Source organism: Paraburkholderia sp. BR10141, assembly GCF_056155635.1.
On record NZ_JBMIQH010000028.1, the window covers coordinates 94,800 to 109,524 of the forward strand.

Genomic DNA, 14,725 nt, shown 5'->3' on the forward strand with positions numbered 1-14,725 from the left:
GGGAACTGAGGGGAACAGAGCGGTACGTTGCGAAGAACGCGCAGGCGGCCTCGCCGCCTGCGTTACCATGGGCGCCCCAGCCACTAGCCGCCGCCCATGAAGACGTTTGCGCTTTTCGTCGTGACCGCGCTCGCCGAGATCATCGGCTGCTATCTGCCTTATCGCTGGCTGCGCGAAGGCGCGAGTGGGTGGCTCCTCGTGCCCGCCGCTGCCTCTCTCGCGCTCTTCGCGTGGCTGCTCACGCTCCATCCCACGGCCGCCGGGCGCACCTATGCGGCCTACGGCGGCGTCTATGTCTGCGTGGCGATTCTCTGGCTCTGGGCCGTCGAGGCGATCAGGCCGAGCCCCTGGGACTGGGCCGGCATCGGCTTCACGCTGGCCGGCATGGCGCTCATCATGTTCCAGCCGCGCTGAGCGAATCCAGGCTCAGCCGCGCGTATTGACTTGCGGAAACTTGTCGCGGAAGGCCTGCGGCATCGGCACGACCTTTTTCGCTTCGTAGTCGAAGAACACGAAGCCCGATTTCGCCATGGCGATGAGCGCGCCATCGGCCGGCCGCGTGATGGACGAATGGCCCGAGGTGAAGGCCGCCCTGTCGCGCCGCTTGCGAGCCACCGGTTGAGCGCTGCCGCGCCATGGCGGCGCAAGCGCGCTAGCGCAGGCGCTCGGGTGGCGCTTCAGGCGGAGGATCGCCTTCCGGTACGGGCGGCGGCTCGCTGTCCGGTACCGGAGGAGGTGGCGGACGATGCGGATCGTCGGGCTCCTCGGTCGGCAGATGAGCCTCGGGGCCGCGGCCAACACGAGCGGCGGGCAGGAAATTCGAACGCATAAACCTCTCCGGGATACACGAAGCGTGCGCCAGATGGGGCGTCGCAGCCCCTCGGCCTCGCCTTCGCGCGAATCGATTTGCCCGGCTCGGCGCAAACGCCGTGCCCCGCGGGTCGCCGGGGCCTGCCGGGGCCGGTACGCGGGTTGCTGCTTATCAAGCCGGGACCGGCGCGGTCAGCTCGCTTCGACTGTGCGGGGTCCTCGCATCCGGGCTCGCAACGTACTGAAGGAGGACCGATCACCATGCACACCCCACCGACGAAGGTTTTCGCGCCCGGCGCGCTCGCGCTGGCACTCGTCCTGGAAGGAGCAGCGGCGGGCGCGGCGCTCGCGCAGGACAACACCGGCGCGGATCGGCCGACCACGGCGCCCGCCACCGAGTCGAGCGGGGCGAAGGCCAACGGCGTGTACCCGGCGCCGACCCAGGGCGTCGAGAAGGGCGTGCCCGCCAGCAAGGGCGCACAGGCGACGCGAACGACACATTCCTCGAAACACAAACCGCATCACGCGAAAAAGCCGGCAAACGGCGCGGCGGGCGCGTCGGCCGCCGCGGGCGGCAGCGCTGCGAGGGAGTAAGACGATGCATGAAGATCGCGCCTTTCATTTTCCGCGCAAACTGCGCGAAAGCCGTCCGGCCCAACGCGAAAGCGGCGTCGAAACTTTCGTCCTCGCCGCGCACGGCTGGGTGCCGAACAACGCCCGGCTTCCCGTCATCGTCTATCGGCGCGCGCTGGCGCCAGGCGCCCATGACCTTGCACGGGCATTCAACGAACGCTTCGAGGCGAACGGCTGGCCGGTACAATGGCTCGACGGCGTATTCGACTATCACCATTTCCATTCCACGGCGCACGAGGTGCTGGGCGTGTTCGCCGGCACCGCCGAGCTGATTCTCGGCGGCCCGGGCGGGCGCGTGCTGCGCGTGCATGCCGGCGACGCGCTGCTGCTGCCGGCCGGCACCGGTCATTGCCTGCTGTCGCTCGCCGGCGGCTTTCGCGTAGCGGGCGGCTATCCGCGCGGGCAGCAGTGGGACATCCGCCGCGACGCGCTGACGTCGGCGGAGTTGCGCGCCATGCAGGCGCTGCCGTATCCCGCAAGCGATCCCATTTGCGGCGAACGTGGGCCGTTGATCGAGCATTGGCTCGCGCAGGCGTGAGCGCGCCAGGCACAGCGCTTGCCTTCAGGCGGTATTCGCCGTGCATTCGCACAAGGGATAGGGGGATACCATGACGACACAATCGAATCGCCCGCTGAATATGCGAGACCTGGCTTGTCGCCGCGCTTGTGCGCTCGTCGTCTCGTTCGGGTGCACGTTCGGCTGTGCGCTGGGCGTACCGTCTGCCGCGCTCGCGCAGGGCGCACCGCAATCGATCGCCGTGCAGCGCATGGCGACGGTGCAGTCTGGCACCGGATTTCGCGCCTCGAAGCTCGTGGGCTCAGACGTCTACGACAATAGCGGCAGCAAGATCGGCGCGATCGACGACATCGTGCTCGAGTCGCCTAACCAGGGCGCCTTCGCGATTCTCTCCGTGGGCGGCTTCCTCGGTCTGGGCAAGCATCTCGTGGCCGTGCCGTTCAACGACCTGCGCATCGACAGCAAACAGATCGTGCTGCAGGCCGACAAGGACCAGCTGAAGGCCATGCCCGAGTTCAACTACGCGCACGAATGACGCGCTCGTAGGTGAGCGTGATTGCCGGAGGTCAAGACCGCCAGGGCCTGAGTCCAAAGTCCTATTGCGCGCTCCCCGTCCACCCACCATAGTGGATGGATGCCTCATGTGAGGCGTCTGAAGCGGGGAGCGATTCAATGGCGAAGAAAGAGGAAGTCAAGGCGGCGAGCGTAGCCGCGCCGGCAGAAAAACTCAGCGAAAAGGCCTATCAAAAGGAACTCGAGCGCCTGCATGGCGAACTCGTTCGCTTGCAGGAGTGGGTGGTCCAGAAGCGCCTCAGGGTGTGCATCCTGTTTGAAGGCCGCGACGGCGCAGGCAAGGGCGGCACGATCAAGGCGCTCACCGATCGGGTCAGCCCGCGCGTATTTCGCGTATTCGCGCTGCCCGCGCCCACGGAGCGCGAGAAGTCGCAGATGTACTTCCAGCGCTACCTGCCGCTGCTGCCCGCCGCGGGCGAAATCGTGGTGTTCGACCGGAGCTGGTACAACCGTGCGGGCGTCGAGCGCGTGATGGGCTTTTGCACGCCGGAACAGGCCACGGAATTCCTGCGCGGCGTGCCGCTCATCGAACGCGCCATCATCGACTCGGGCACGATCCTCATCAAGTTCTGGCTCGAAGTGAGCCAGCAAGAGCAGACCCGGCGCCTCGAAGGGCGCATCAACGACCCGCGCAAGATCTGGAAGCTTTCGCCCATGGACCTGCTGTCGTATAGCCGCTGGTACGACTATTCACGCGCGCGCGACGAGATGTTCGACATGACGGATACGCCGGAATCCCCATGGTTCGTTGTCCGATCCGATGACAAGAAGCGCGCGCGTCTGAATGTCATCAGCCATATCCTGAACACCATTCCATACAAGGCGCTGCCGCGCGAGAAGGTCACGCTGCCCGAGCGCCAGAAGGCACAAGGCTACCGCGACCCGGACTATCGTTACCGTTACGTGCAGGAGAAGTACTGAGCGGCATCGCGTCCGACCCGGCGCAGCTTGTCGTCGCGCCGGATAAAACCACACTATCATCACGATTGAACGCTCACGAGGGGTAGACCATGGCCGAGCTGCTGTTGGGTAATATCGACGAACACGTCACCGACGCCGAAATCAACGAGTTTCTGGAGCGCTACGGTTTCCCGCCGTACGACGCGATTCAGCGCATCGAGGGAGCGGGCCGTCCCGGCGCGCTGCTCACCTTCCACGCCGCGAGCGAGGAGGGGTTGCGCCGCTTGCAGGGACGCATTAACAACCTGTTCTGGCGCGAGCACACCATCAGCGCACAGGTCATGCCGCCCGCACGCGAGGAATAGGCGCACGCAACTACACAACAGGGCGCGCACCGCGGCTACGCCAGCTGCGGTGCGCGCCCTGCATTTTCAGGCACCGTTTCGAGGCGGCCGCCCGCGAACCGTAAAGGCCAGCCTCAATAGAAGATCAAACCCGGCCGCTGCGTGCTCACGCGCGTACCCGCCTTGCCCTGGGTGATCGCCACGATATCGGCCAGCGCGCCGATCACCGCATCCTTGCCGGTGTTGCGCGCGAACTCCGCGGCCGCCATGACCTTCGGACCCATCGACCCGGCCGCGAAGCCCAGCTTCTCCAGTTCGTCGGGATGCGCGCTCGCAATCGCCTTTTGTGACGGCTGGCTCCAGTCGACGTACGTGGCGTTCACGTCGGTCGCGATGATGAGCATATCGGCCTCCAGCTCCTGCGCGAGCAGGGCGGAGCATAGATCCTTGTCGATCACCGCCTCCACGCCGCCTAGCTTGTGGCCTTCGCCGTAGAGCGTCGGAATGCCGCCGCCGCCCGCGCAAATCACGATCGTGCCGCGCTCCAGCAGCCATTTCACGGGGCGGATCTCGAAGATGTGTTTCGGCCGCGGGCTCGCCACGACACGGCGGAACTTGTCACCGTCCGGGGCGATGGCCCAGCCGCGCTCCGCGGCGAGCTTCTGCGCCTGCTCCTTCGTATAGACCGGGCCGATCGGCTTGCTCGGATGCTGGAACGCAGGATCGTTCGCGTCCACTTCGACCTGGGTGAGGATGGTCGCGAACGGCACCTCGTACGGCAGGAGATTGCCGAGTTCCTGCTCGATCATGTAGCCGATCATGCCCTCGGTCTGCGCGCCGAGCACGTCGAGCGGGTAGCCGGGCACGTCCTTGTAGGCCTCGCCCTGCAGCGCGAGCAGGCCGACCTGCGGCCCGTTGCCGTGGGCGATCACCAGTTCGTTGCCCTGCGCGATCTGCGCGATCTGGGTGGCCGCGAGGCGCACGTTCTCGCGCTGGTTCTCTGCCGTCATCGGCTCGCCGCGACGCAGCAGCGCGTTGCCGCCAAGCGCAATCACGATTCGCATGTCTGACTCCCAAGGTGATGCGTGTCGGTGAAGCGGGGCGCATGCACCGCGTTACCGGGTTTGCAACCCGGCCGCGCGGCGCACGCGCGCCGTCGAGCGGTACGGCTCAAATGTCGGCGAGCGTCGAAACGAGAATCGCCTTGATCGTGTGCATGCGGTTTTCCGCCTGCTCGAAGGCCAGATTCAGCGGCGATTCGAATACTTCCTCAGTGACCTCGACGCCGTTCTTCAACTCGGGATACGTGTCAGCGATCTGCTTGCCGACCTTGGTCTCGCTGTTGTGGAAGGCAGGCAGGCAATGCATGAAGCGCGTTTGTGCGCTGCCGCTCGCCTTCATGAGCGCCATGTTCACCTGGTAGGGCAGCAGCACCTTGATCCGTTCGCCCCAGGCTTCCATGGGCTCGCCCATCGAGACCCACACGTCGGTGTGCACGAAATCCACGCCCTTGACGGCTTCCTTGGGGTCTTCGGTGAGCAGCATGCGCGCGCCGCTTTCCTCGGCGAACTTCTTGCAGTCCGCCACGAGATCGTCGTGCGGCCAGAGCGACTTCGGCGCCGCGATGCGCACGTCCATGCCGAGTTTCGCGCCAATCAGCAGCAGCGAGTTGCCCATGTTGTTGCGGGCGTCGCCCAGATACGCGTAGCTGATCTGCGTGAGCGGCTTGTCCGAATGCTCGCGCATGGTGAGCACGTCGGCAAGCATCTGCGTGGGGTGGTATTCGTCGGTCAGACCGTTGAACACGGGCACGCCGGCGAACTTAGCGAGTTCCTCGACGATATCCTGTTTGAAGCCGCGATACTCGATCGCATCGTACATGCGGCCCAGCACGCGCGCCGTGTCCTTCATGCTTTCCTTGTGGCCGATCTGCGACGAGGTCGGATCGATATAGGTGACGTTCGCGCCCTGGTCGTAGGCCGCGACTTCGAACGCGCAGCGCGTGCGTGTGGAGGTCTTCTCGAAGATCAGCGCAATGTTGACGCCCTTGAGGTGCTGCTGCTCGGTCCCCGTGTATTTGGCGCGCTTGAGGTCGCGCGAGAGGTCGAGCAGATAACGCAGCTCGCGGGTGCTGTGGTGCATGAGACTAAGCAGGCTGCGGTTGCGCAGGTTGAAAGCCATGTCGTTTCTCCGTTGCGAATGCAGTGGGAATGCAGTGGGAATGCGAATAGGGGCGGCGCTCAGAGATCGACGGCGTCGCGCACGATCGGGCAAGTCATGCAGTGGCCGCCGCCGCGCCCGCGGCCCAGTTCGCTCGCCGTGATCGTGATGACCTCCACGCCGGCCTTGCGCAGCAGCGTATTCGTATAGGTGTTGCGGTCGTAGCCAATCACGACGCCGGGCTCGACGCACACCACGTTGTTGCCGTCGTCCCATTGCTCGCGTTCGGCCGCGAACGCGTTGCCGCCGGTCTCGACGATGCGCAGACTCTTCAAGCCCAGCGCTTCTGCCACGACGTCCACGAAGGGCTTCTCCTCGCGGCGCAGGTCGAGCTTCGAGGGACTCTTGTCGTCGGGGCGAATCGAGAACGGCACGATCTCGTTGACCACCTCCGGGAAGATCGTCACGAGGTCGCGGTCGCAGAAGCTGAACACCGTGTCGAGGTGCATGGCCGCGCGCGACTTGGGCAGGCCCGCCACGACAATGCGCTCGGCGCCGCCCTTGGCGAAGATGTTCTGCGCGAGACGGCCGATCGCCTGGCGGCTCGTGCGCTCGCCCATGCCGATCAGCACGACGCCATTGCCGATCGGCATCACGTCGCCGCCTTCGAGCGTGGCCGCGCCATGGTCCTCGTCGGGGTCGCCGTACCACACCTGGAAGTCCTTGCCCGCGAACTCGGGGTGATAGCGGTAGATGGCCGTGGTGAGCAGCGTTTCCTGCCTGCGCGCCGGCCAGTACATCGGGTTGAGCGAGACGCCGCCGTAGATCCAGCAGGTCGTGTCGCGCGTGAAGGTGCTGTTGGGCAGCGGCGCGAGCACGAAGCTCGAATAGCCCAGATAGCGGCGAAATTCCTTGAGGATCTTGCTTTGTTCGGTATCCGGAATATCTTCGGCGACCACGCCGCCGATGAGGAATTCCGCGGTCTTGCGCGGCTCGAGCCCTTCGAGCCAGCTGCGCACCTCGCCGGCGAGCGACACGCCCACGGTCTCGGGGCGAACCTTGCGATCGAGGATGTATTTGAGCCCTTCGGGGTGTTGCACCGTTTCCGTGAGCAGATTGTGCATTTCGAGGACGTCTACGCCGCGCTCCCGCATTTTCGTGACGAAGTCGAAGTGGTCGCGCTTCGCCTGGCTGACCCAGATCACGTCGTCGTAGAGCAGCTCGTCGCAGTTGCTGGGGGTGAGGCGTTGATGCGCGAGACCCGGCGCGCACACCATGACCTTGCGCAGCTTGCCTGCCTCCGAATTGACGCCGAAGGCGACAGTGTCCGTACTCATCATGAGACTCCTCGAATCAAAGGGTGAGAAAGCCCTTGTACAGGCCGAAAGCCGCCAGCAATGCGCCAATCAGCACAGCGGCGAAAACGAACTTCTCGATGGTGGTGAATACGGGCTGGCCGACCTCGCGTTTTGCGCGTGCGAACAGGACGATGCCCGGCGCGTAGAGCAACGCGGAGAGCAGCACGTATTTGAGGCCGCCGGCGTAAATGAGCCAGACCGCGTAGATCACGGCGACGCCCGCGATGACGAGGTCCTTGTTGCGCTCGCCGCTGTCGGCCTCATACGTTTCGCCGCGCAGCGCGAGCAGGAATGCGTAGGCTGCCGACCAGAAGTAGGGCAGCAGGATCATCGAGGTCGCGAGATAGATGAGCGAGAGATACGTGCCCTTCGAAAACAGCGTGATGACGAGGAAGATCTGCACCATGCCGTTCGTGAGCCACAACGCGTTGGCCGGCACGTGCTTCGCGTTTTCCTTGCGCAGGAAGTTAGGCATCGTGTGGTCGCGCGCGGCCGAAAAGATGATTTCTGCGCACAGCAGCACCCACGAGAGCAGTGCGCCCGCAAGCGACACGACGAGGCCCACGCTGATCAGAATCGCGCCCCAGTGGCCGACCACGTTTTCGAGCACGCCGGCCATCGAAGGATTCTGCAGTGCCGCGAGTTTCGGCTGCGTGAGTACGCCGAGCGACAGCACGTTCACGAGCACGAGCAGGAGCAGCACGCCGACGAAACCGATGACCGTGGCCTTGCCGACATCGCTGCGCTTTTCCGCGCGCGCAGAGAAGATGCTCGCGCCTTCAATGCCGATGAACACCCACACGGTCACGAGCATCATGCCGCGGACCTGGTTCGTCACGCTGCCGAGCTTGGGATTCATTTGTCCCCAGAAGTCGGCCGTGAAGGTGCTGGAGCGGAACGCAAACACGCAGATGATGATGAAGAGGCACAGCGGCACCAGTTTCGCGACCGTGGTGATCTGGTTGACGATCGCGGCCTCCTTGATGCCCCGCAGCACGAGAAAGTGCAGCGCCCAGAGCAGCACCGAGGCGCAGACGATGGAGATCGGCGTGTTGCCCTCGCCGAACACCGGGAAGAAGTAGCCGAGCGTGCTGAACAGGAGAACGAAGTAGCCGACGTTGCCGAGCCACGCGCTGATCCAGTAGCCCCAGGCCGAGCCGAAGCCCATGTAGTCGCCGAAGCCGGCTTTCGCGAAGGCGTAGACCCCGCCGTCGAGTTCGGGTTTGCGGATGGCCAGCGACTGGAACACGAACGCGAGCATGAGCATGCCGATCGCGGTGATCGCCCAGCCGATCAGCACCGCGCCGGCGTCGGCGCTGGCCGCCATGTTTTGCGGCAGGGAAAAGATACCGCCGCCCACCATCGAGCCCACGACGAGGGCGGTGAGCGCGCCAAGGCGCAACTTGTTGGCAGAGGCTGGCGTGGCGGCGCTGTCGGGCTTGGCCGCGGGGTGAGACGAAGACGTCGATTCGGACATGCGCGATCTCCTGTACGAGCCGGCTGGGTTGCAGATCTCGCGCTGCGCGCGAGCCCATCAACATGCTGGTGCCTGAATCTGCAGCGCGGATCGCATGCCGCGAGAGCGGAACCCGTGCCGCTACGCGCTCAATCTGATAGGGGGCGCGCAAAATGACAATAAGACCTTGGTCCGATAGGAAGAGGCGGTTCGACGGGAATTAGGCAAATTAAAGGCGTCAGTGGATTGCAGTTTTATGACGGGCCTTATGCTAATTGCGTACGGAATGGGGCCGTTTGCCGGACTTTGCCGGCAGACAGGCATTGCGCGGCGCAGGGTAAATTCGCGGTTCGATCTATTTGTGCAGGACAACTCGCATGTGAATTTCGATTAATCTTAGATTAAATCGGGAAGCCAAATATTGATCGCGCGTAAGTGTTCAATCACCTCTTTTATTCGAATTATTGGAAATAATTACAAGTTGATGTGCCATTACGCGCGACGTTATCGGACATCATTGCCAGCAAACGCGATAGGAAACCTTCCACTGGTTTCCCTGAATTGTTCGACGCGTACCGGCTCCGGCACCATTAGGTCAAACGAAGCCACACGAGCCCACGCAACGAGATGAACGAAACCGTTCCCGCATCCGCTCCGGCCTGGACGCCGGCACCGCAGCAGGTCGAGTCCGCCCGCATAACGCGGTTCATGAAGTGGCTCGGCGAGGCGCGCGGTCTCGCGTTCGACGACTACGACTCGCTCTGGCGTTGGTCAGTCGAGGACATCGACGCTTTCTGGTGCGCGCTGTGGGACTGGGCGCAGATTCCCTCGCGCGAGCCGCGCGGCGTGGCGCTCGCCGATGCGGCGATGCCCGGTGCACGCTGGTTTCCGGGTGTCGAGTTGAACTACGTCGAGCGGGCCTTTCAGCTCGCGAGCGACGCGCGGCCGGCGATCGTTTCGCGCAGCGAGAGCGGCCCCATGGCGGGCCGCACGCGCGAATTGAGCTGGGCGGAGCTGCGCCGCCAGGTCGCGGCTTGCGCGGCCACGCTGCGGCGCATGGGCGTGACGCGCGGCGACCGTGTGGCGGCCTTCATGCCGAACACGCCCGAGACGGTCGTGGCATTTCTCGCCACCGCGAGCGTGGGCGCGATCTGGTCGGTGTGCTCGCCCGACATGGGGCCGCTCGCGGTGCTCGACCGCTTCCGGCAGATCGAGCCGAAGGTGCTCTTCGCCGTAGACGGCTACCGCTACGGCGGCAAGCCGCACGACCGCCGCGAGCTGATTCACCATCTGCTGCGCGAGCTGCCGAGCGTGGCGCATCTCGTATTCGACCCGCAGCTCGACCCGGACGCCGACGCGAAGGTGTACCCGCAGGCCACGGCATGGCGCGACGCGATCGCTGGAAACGTCCCGCTCGAAATCGAACATGTGTCGTTCGATCATCCGCTGTGGATCGTCTATTCGTCGGGCACGACGGGCATGCCCAAGGCCATCGTGCATTCGCACGGCGGCATCGTGGTGGAGCACGTAAAGCTCACCGCGCTGCATCTCGACCTGAGCCCCGGCGACCGGTTCCACTGGTACGCCAGCACGAACTGGATCATGTGGAACTGCCAGGTGGGCGGCCTGCTCGCGGGCGCGACGCTCTGCCTCTACGACGGCAACCCCACGTATCCCGACGCGCAGGCGCTGTGGCGCTTCGTGGGCGAGACGGGCGTGACGTTCTTCGGCGCGGGGGCGGCATATTTCCAGGGGTGCCTGAAGGCCGGTGTCGAGCCGCGTGCCGCGGCCGATCTGTCGCGCCTGCGCGCGGTCGGTTCGACCGGCTCGCCGCTGCCGCCCGAAGCGTACGCGTGGATACTCGAGCAGGTAGGGCCCGTCTGGATCGACGCGATTTCCGGCGGCACCGATTTCGCGGGTTGCTTCCTCGCCGGCGTGCCGACCTTGCCGGTCTATCTCGGCGAAATGCAGTGCCGGTGCCTGGGCGCGCGCGTCGAGGCGTTCGATGAAGCCGGGCACGCGCGCATCGACGAAGTCGGCGAACTCGTGTGCACTGCGCCCATGCCTTCGATGCCGCTTTGCTTCTGGCGCGACGACGCGAACCGGCGCTACCGCGAAAGCTACTTCGACATGTTTCCCGGTATCTGGCGCCACGGCGACTGGCTGCGCATCACGCCCCGCGGCGGCGCGGTCATCTACGGTCGCTCGGACGCCACCATCAACCGCCACGGCATCCGCATGGGCACGAGCGAGCTGTATCGCGCGGTGGAGTCGGTGCCCGAAGTGCTCGACAGCCTCGTGGTCGATCTCGAGTACTTGGGGCGCAGCTCGTCGATGCCGCTCTTCGTGGTGTTGCGCCCGGGTGTCGATCTGAGCGACGCGCTCGCGCAGCGCATTCGCGCACGCGTGCGCGAGGCACTCTCGGCGCGCCATGTGCCCGATGAGATCCATCAGGTTCAGGCCGTTCCGCGCACGCTGTCAGGCAAGAAGATGGAGGTGCCGATCAAGCGGCTTCTGCTCGGCCAGCCGCTCGAGAAGGTGGCCAATCCGGACACCATGGCCAACCCGGAAAGTCTCGCGTGGTTCGATGCATTCGCGCGGGCGAGGGGCCCGGCCGCGTGATTTCGGCCGCGCCGATTTAAAATGGCGCGCGGGCCGACGCCGAAGTCTGTCCGTTTCCGCGGCCTTTCATCGTCAATGCATGCCATCGCCTAGCGCCACCGTTCCCATCTCGCTCGTCAACGGCTTTCTCGCCGGCGCGGGCGCCGAGCCCAGCGTGATCCGCCGCTATCTCAACGAGGCGGGCATCGCGCTCGAACTGCTCGCCAAGCCGGGCGGCCGCGTGACGGAAGAGCAGTTCTCCACGCTCTACCAGACGCTCGCCATCGAACTCGACGACGAGATGCCCGGCATCTTCAGCCGGCCGCTGCGCAGTGGCACGCTCAAGTTTCTCTGCCTGAGCCTGCTCGATGCGCGCAACCTCGAAACGGCGCTGCATCGCTTCGACCAGTTTTTCCACATCGTGCTCGACGATTTTCGGCTCGAATCGCGCCGCCATGGGCTCGTGGCCCAGGTGGCATTACGCGCCAATCCGGCGTACGGCGCGATCGGGCCGCTCGGGCAGGAGCTGACGCTCAAGCTTGCCCACGGTGTGTCGTCCTGGCTGATCGGGCAGCGGATCCCGCTGCTGCAAGTCGATTTCGCCTGCGCGCAGCCGCCGCACGCACTCGATCACCGCTACTTCTTCCCGGGGCCCGTGCGCTTTGGCCGCGAGGCCACGCTGATGCGCTTCAGCGCGGCCTATCTCGACATGCCGATCCGGCAGAGCAAGCGCAACCTGCGCGCGTTTCTCGCGCGCTCGCCCGGCGACTGGATCTTCGAGACCTTCAGCGAGCAGCTGGTGAGCCACAACGTGCGCCAGTACCTGGCCGCGCAACTGCCCGATCTGCCGACCATCGAAGCGGCGGCCGACAGCCTGCACTGCTCGGTGCGTACACTCTGCCGGCGCCTCGCCGCAGAGGAAACCACGTTCCAGGCGCTCAAGGACGAACTCCGCCGCGACGTGGCGATCCAGCGCCTCACCGACACCCAGGACACGATCGCGGCCATCGGCGGCGATCTGGGTTTCGACGACCCCAGCGCCTTTCATCGCGCCTTTCGGCACTGGACGGGCAGCACGCCCGGCACCTACCGCCGCCGAGGCTGAGCGGCTGGGCGCCTGAGCGTCGCCCTGCGCAAAGTCGGGTCGCCCAGCCATGTTGGCGGGGCACAGCAGCCGATAACGTGGCCAGAATTGTCACCATGTGGTCCGGTTTGGACAGTGGTTTGGCGACCGATTGACGCTACGATCCGTCCTGTACTGCCGCAAGGTGGCCACCCAGGTGTCCCTGGTGATCCTGGCCCGGCGGCGCATCCATTTTGACCCCTGAGTGACTGGAAGGACCGATCATGAGCTACAACGCCCCCGTCAAGGACATGCTGTTCGTGCTGAAAGAGCTGGCCGGCATCGACGCCGTCGCAACCCTGCCGGGTTTCGGAGACGCTGGTTTCGACACTGCGCAGGCCGTGCTCGACGAGTGCGCGAAGCTCTCCGGCGAAGTCATCGCGCCGCTGAACGTGGAAGGCGATCGCGTGCCCAGCAGCTGGCGCGACGGCGAGGTCACGGCGACGCCTGGCTTCGCAGGGGCGTTCCGCCAGTATGTCGAGGGCGGCTGGCAGGGTCTGCAGCATCCGACCGAATTCGGCGGCCAGGCGCTGCCCAAGCTGATCGCGACGCCTTGCATCGAAATGCTCAACGCGGCGAACCTTTCGTTCGCGCTGTGCCCGCTGCTCACCGACGGCGCCATCGAGGCGCTGCTCACCGCGGGCAGTGACGAACTGAAGGCGCGCTACGTGCCGAAGCTCATCTCCGGCGACTGGACCGGCACGATGAACCTCACCGAGCCGCAGGCCGGCTCCGACCTCGCGCTGGTGCGTTCGCGCGCCGAACCGCAGGGTGACGGCACGTACAAGGTCTTCGGCACCAAGATCTTCATCACGTGGGGCGAGCACGACATGGCGGAGAACATCGTTCACCTCGTGCTGGCTCGCACGCCCAACGCGCCAGAAGGCGTGAAAGGCATCTCGCTCTTCGTCGTGCCGAAGTTCCTCGTCAACGACGACGGCTCGCCCGGCGCGCGCAACGACGTGCATTGCGTATCGATCGAACACAAGCTCGGCATCAAGGCGAGCCCGACGGCCGTGCTGCAATACGGCGACCACGGCGGTGCGATCGGTTACCTCGTGGGCGAGGAGAATCGCGGCCTCGAATACATGTTCATCATGATGAACGCCGCGCGCTTCGGCGTGGGCATGCAGGGCGTGGGCGTGGCGGAGAGCGCCTACCAGAAGGCCGTGGCGTACGCGAAGGAGCGTGTGCAGAGTCGCCCCGTGGATGGCTCGCTCAAACAGTCGGCGACCATCATCCATCATCCGGACGTGCGCCGCATGCTCGGTTCGATGCGCGCGATGACCGAGGGCGCACGCGCGCTCGCCTATGTCGCCGCCGCCTATAGCGATCATGCTCACTACCACGCCGATCCTGAAGTGCGCGCGCGCAATCTCGCGATCTACGAATTCCTCGTGCCGATCGTGAAGGGCTGGAGCACCGAGATGGTCAACGAGGTGACGAGCCTCGGCGTCCAGGTGCATGGCGGCATGGGCTTCATCGAGGAAACGGGCGCGGCCCAGTACTACCGCGATGCGCGCATTCTCGCCATCTACGAAGGCACGACGGCGATCCAGGCGAACGACCTGGTCGGCCGCAAGACGGTGCGCGACGGCGGCGCGGTTGCGAAGGCGCTGCTCGGCGAGATCGATCGGACTGCTGAGGAACTCGGCCAGGCCGGCGGCGCGGCCGCGGCATCGATGCGCGAGCAGCTGGAGAAGGGCGCGCGCGCACTGGCGAATGTCGTCGACTACGTGGTTGCGAACGTCAAGCGCGACCCGAACGCGGTGTTCGCGGGCAGCGTGCCGTATCTCAAGCTCGCGGGCATCGTGCTGTGCGGTTGGCAAATGGCGCGTGCGCTGCTCGTCGCGCAACGCGAACTCGCGAACGACGCCGGGTTTTACGGCGCGAAGATCGCGATCGCGCAGTTCTACGCCGAGCACATTCTCGCGCAGGCTGGGGGCCTCGAGACGTCGATCCTGGCCGCAAAGGGCGACGCTGGCGTGCTCGCACTGAGCGAAGTGCAGTTTTGATCGGGCGGTTTAGAGCGCTCAGTTAGCAAGGAAGGAAGGAGGAGGATATGTCGTCGATTGATTTGATCGCACAGTACGGCCCACGCGAGTCGATGGAATACGACGTGGTGATCGTCGGTGGCGGTCCTGCCGGGCTGTCTGCTGCGATCCGCCTGAAGCAGCTGGCCGCGGAAAAAGGCACTGAGATCGGCGTCTGCGTGCTGGAGAAAGGCTCGGAAATCGGGGCGCATATCCT

Annotated in this window: 15 protein-coding genes and 1 pseudogene; 10 read left to right on the plus strand and 6 right to left on the minus strand. The window is 65.3% G+C overall.

The genetic code is table 11. The features are described 5' to 3' along the window. The first annotated feature begins 96 nt into the window (after nt 1-96). Nucleotides 97-414: a YnfA family protein gene (locus tag ACOJB8_RS30535; RefSeq protein ID WP_342945745.1), complete on the plus strand. Its 318-nt coding sequence runs from the start codon at nt 97-99 to the stop codon at nt 412-414. A 12-nt stretch (nt 415-426) separates the two neighbouring features. Here the strand turns inward: ACOJB8_RS30535 and ACOJB8_RS30540 are convergent. Further along, nucleotides 427-564: pseudogene (locus ACOJB8_RS30540) on the minus strand (thioesterase); the annotation flags it as partial. A gap of 88 nt (nt 565-652) precedes the next feature. Next, on the minus strand, nt 653-829 hold the full coding sequence (locus ACOJB8_RS30545; RefSeq protein ID WP_342945746.1) for a hypothetical protein: 177 nt from the start codon (nt 827-829) through the stop codon (nt 653-655). Between the two features lie 242 nt (nt 830-1,071). Between ACOJB8_RS30545 and ACOJB8_RS30550 the strand changes: the two genes are divergently transcribed. The 5 genes from ACOJB8_RS30550 to ACOJB8_RS30570 all read left to right on the plus strand — a co-directional run bounded on the left by ACOJB8_RS30550 (nt 1,072) and on the right by ACOJB8_RS30570 (nt 3,798). Continuing rightward, nucleotides 1,072-1,404 (plus strand): hypothetical protein, encoded by a 333-nt coding sequence (locus tag ACOJB8_RS30550; protein ID WP_475015936.1) that lies wholly within the window; start codon nt 1,072-1,074, stop codon nt 1,402-1,404. 4 nt (nt 1,405-1,408) lie between these two features. Next, complete coding sequence (locus ACOJB8_RS30555) at nt 1,409-1,981, plus strand: cupin (protein ID WP_368606463.1); 573 nt, start codon at nt 1,409-1,411, stop codon at nt 1,979-1,981. Between the two features lie 70 nt (nt 1,982-2,051). Further along, a complete protein-coding gene (locus tag ACOJB8_RS30560; protein ID WP_256094983.1) occupies nt 2,052-2,495 on the plus strand; it encodes a PRC-barrel domain-containing protein in 444 nt (147 codons plus the stop codon). A 137-nt stretch (nt 2,496-2,632) separates the two neighbouring features. Further along, nucleotides 2,633-3,454 (plus strand): polyphosphate kinase 2, encoded by an 822-nt coding sequence (gene ppk2 / locus ACOJB8_RS30565; RefSeq protein WP_475015938.1) that lies wholly within the window; start codon nt 2,633-2,635, stop codon nt 3,452-3,454. A gap of 89 nt (nt 3,455-3,543) precedes the next feature. Further along, nucleotides 3,544-3,798 carry an RNA-binding protein gene (locus ACOJB8_RS30570; RefSeq protein ID WP_254313976.1) on the plus strand — a complete coding sequence of 85 codons (255 nt, stop codon included), beginning with the start codon at nt 3,544-3,546 and terminating at the stop codon, nt 3,796-3,798. Nucleotides 3,799-3,911: 113 nt separating this feature from the next. Here ACOJB8_RS30570 and arcC read toward each other — a convergent pair whose 3' ends face one another. The 4 genes from arcC to arcD form a co-directional block, all read right to left on the minus strand. Continuing rightward, entirely contained in the window at nt 3,912-4,841 is a 930-nt protein-coding gene (gene arcC, locus ACOJB8_RS30575) for a carbamate kinase (protein ID WP_069268050.1), read from the minus strand. A 106-nt stretch (nt 4,842-4,947) separates the two neighbouring features. Next, nucleotides 4,948-5,958, minus strand: a complete 1,011-nt coding sequence (locus ACOJB8_RS30580) for an ornithine carbamoyltransferase (protein ID WP_342945751.1) — start codon at nt 5,956-5,958, stop codon at nt 4,948-4,950. A gap of 59 nt (nt 5,959-6,017) precedes the next feature. Beyond that, nucleotides 6,018-7,277 (minus strand): arginine deiminase, encoded by a 1,260-nt coding sequence (gene arcA / locus ACOJB8_RS30585; protein WP_370684327.1) that lies wholly within the window; start codon nt 7,275-7,277, stop codon nt 6,018-6,020. A 13-nt stretch (nt 7,278-7,290) separates the two neighbouring features. Next, nucleotides 7,291-8,658 carry an arginine-ornithine antiporter gene (arcD, locus tag ACOJB8_RS30590; protein WP_475015951.1) on the minus strand — a complete coding sequence of 456 codons (1,368 nt, stop codon included), beginning with the start codon at nt 8,656-8,658 and terminating at the stop codon, nt 7,291-7,293. A 720-nt stretch (nt 8,659-9,378) separates the two neighbouring features. On the opposite strand from arcD, the gene ACOJB8_RS30595 reads away from it, so the two are divergent. The 4 genes from ACOJB8_RS30595 to ACOJB8_RS30610 all read left to right on the plus strand — a co-directional run. After that, nucleotides 9,379-11,373 carry an acetoacetate--CoA ligase gene (locus ACOJB8_RS30595; protein ID WP_342945753.1) on the plus strand — a complete coding sequence of 665 codons (1,995 nt, stop codon included), beginning with the start codon at nt 9,379-9,381 and terminating at the stop codon, nt 11,371-11,373. A gap of 79 nt (nt 11,374-11,452) precedes the next feature. Further along, nucleotides 11,453-12,457, plus strand: a complete 1,005-nt coding sequence (locus tag ACOJB8_RS30600; RefSeq protein ID WP_342945754.1) for an AraC family transcriptional regulator — start codon at nt 11,453-11,455, stop codon at nt 12,455-12,457. A gap of 242 nt (nt 12,458-12,699) precedes the next feature. After that, nucleotides 12,700-14,490, plus strand: a complete 1,791-nt coding sequence (locus ACOJB8_RS30605; protein ID WP_342945755.1) for an acyl-CoA dehydrogenase — start codon at nt 12,700-12,702, stop codon at nt 14,488-14,490. Nucleotides 14,491-14,537: 47 nt separating this feature from the next. Further along, a partial coding sequence (locus ACOJB8_RS30610) for an NAD(P)-binding protein (protein WP_475015941.1) occupies nt 14,538-14,725 on the plus strand: 188 nt, incomplete at its 3' end.

Excerpts from the sequence above, each read along its gene's own strand:
- ACOJB8_RS30535 (WP_342945745.1), top strand. The coding sequence starts at position 97 with ATGAAGACGTTTGCGCTTTTCGTCGTGACCGCGCTCGCCGAGATCATC.
- ACOJB8_RS30545 (WP_342945746.1), bottom strand. The coding sequence starts at position 829 with ATGCGTTCGAATTTCCTGCCCGCCGCTCGTGTTGGCCGCGGCCCCGAG.
- ACOJB8_RS30550 (WP_475015936.1), top strand. The coding sequence starts at position 1,072 with ATGCACACCCCACCGACGAAGGTTTTCGCGCCCGGCGCGCTCGCGCTG.
- ACOJB8_RS30555 (WP_368606463.1), top strand. The coding sequence starts at position 1,409 with ATGCATGAAGATCGCGCCTTTCATTTTCCGCGCAAACTGCGCGAAAGC.
- ACOJB8_RS30560 (WP_256094983.1), top strand. The coding sequence starts at position 2,052 with ATGACGACACAATCGAATCGCCCGCTGAATATGCGAGACCTGGCTTGT.
- ppk2 (WP_475015938.1), top strand. The coding sequence starts at position 2,633 with ATGGCGAAGAAAGAGGAAGTCAAGGCGGCGAGCGTAGCCGCGCCGGCA.
- ACOJB8_RS30570 (WP_254313976.1), top strand. The coding sequence starts at position 3,544 with ATGGCCGAGCTGCTGTTGGGTAATATCGACGAACACGTCACCGACGCC.
- arcC (WP_069268050.1), bottom strand. The coding sequence starts at position 4,841 with ATGCGAATCGTGATTGCGCTTGGCGGCAACGCGCTGCTGCGTCGCGGC.
- ACOJB8_RS30580 (WP_342945751.1), bottom strand. The coding sequence starts at position 5,958 with ATGGCTTTCAACCTGCGCAACCGCAGCCTGCTTAGTCTCATGCACCAC.
- arcA (WP_370684327.1), bottom strand. The coding sequence starts at position 7,277 with ATGATGAGTACGGACACTGTCGCCTTCGGCGTCAATTCGGAGGCAGGC.
- arcD (WP_475015951.1), bottom strand. The coding sequence starts at position 8,658 with ATGGTGGGCGGCGGTATCTTTTCCCTGCCGCAAAACATGGCGGCCAGC.
- ACOJB8_RS30595 (WP_342945753.1), top strand. The coding sequence starts at position 9,379 with ATGAACGAAACCGTTCCCGCATCCGCTCCGGCCTGGACGCCGGCACCG.
- ACOJB8_RS30600 (WP_342945754.1), top strand. The coding sequence starts at position 11,453 with ATGCCATCGCCTAGCGCCACCGTTCCCATCTCGCTCGTCAACGGCTTT.
- ACOJB8_RS30605 (WP_342945755.1), top strand. The coding sequence starts at position 12,700 with ATGAGCTACAACGCCCCCGTCAAGGACATGCTGTTCGTGCTGAAAGAG.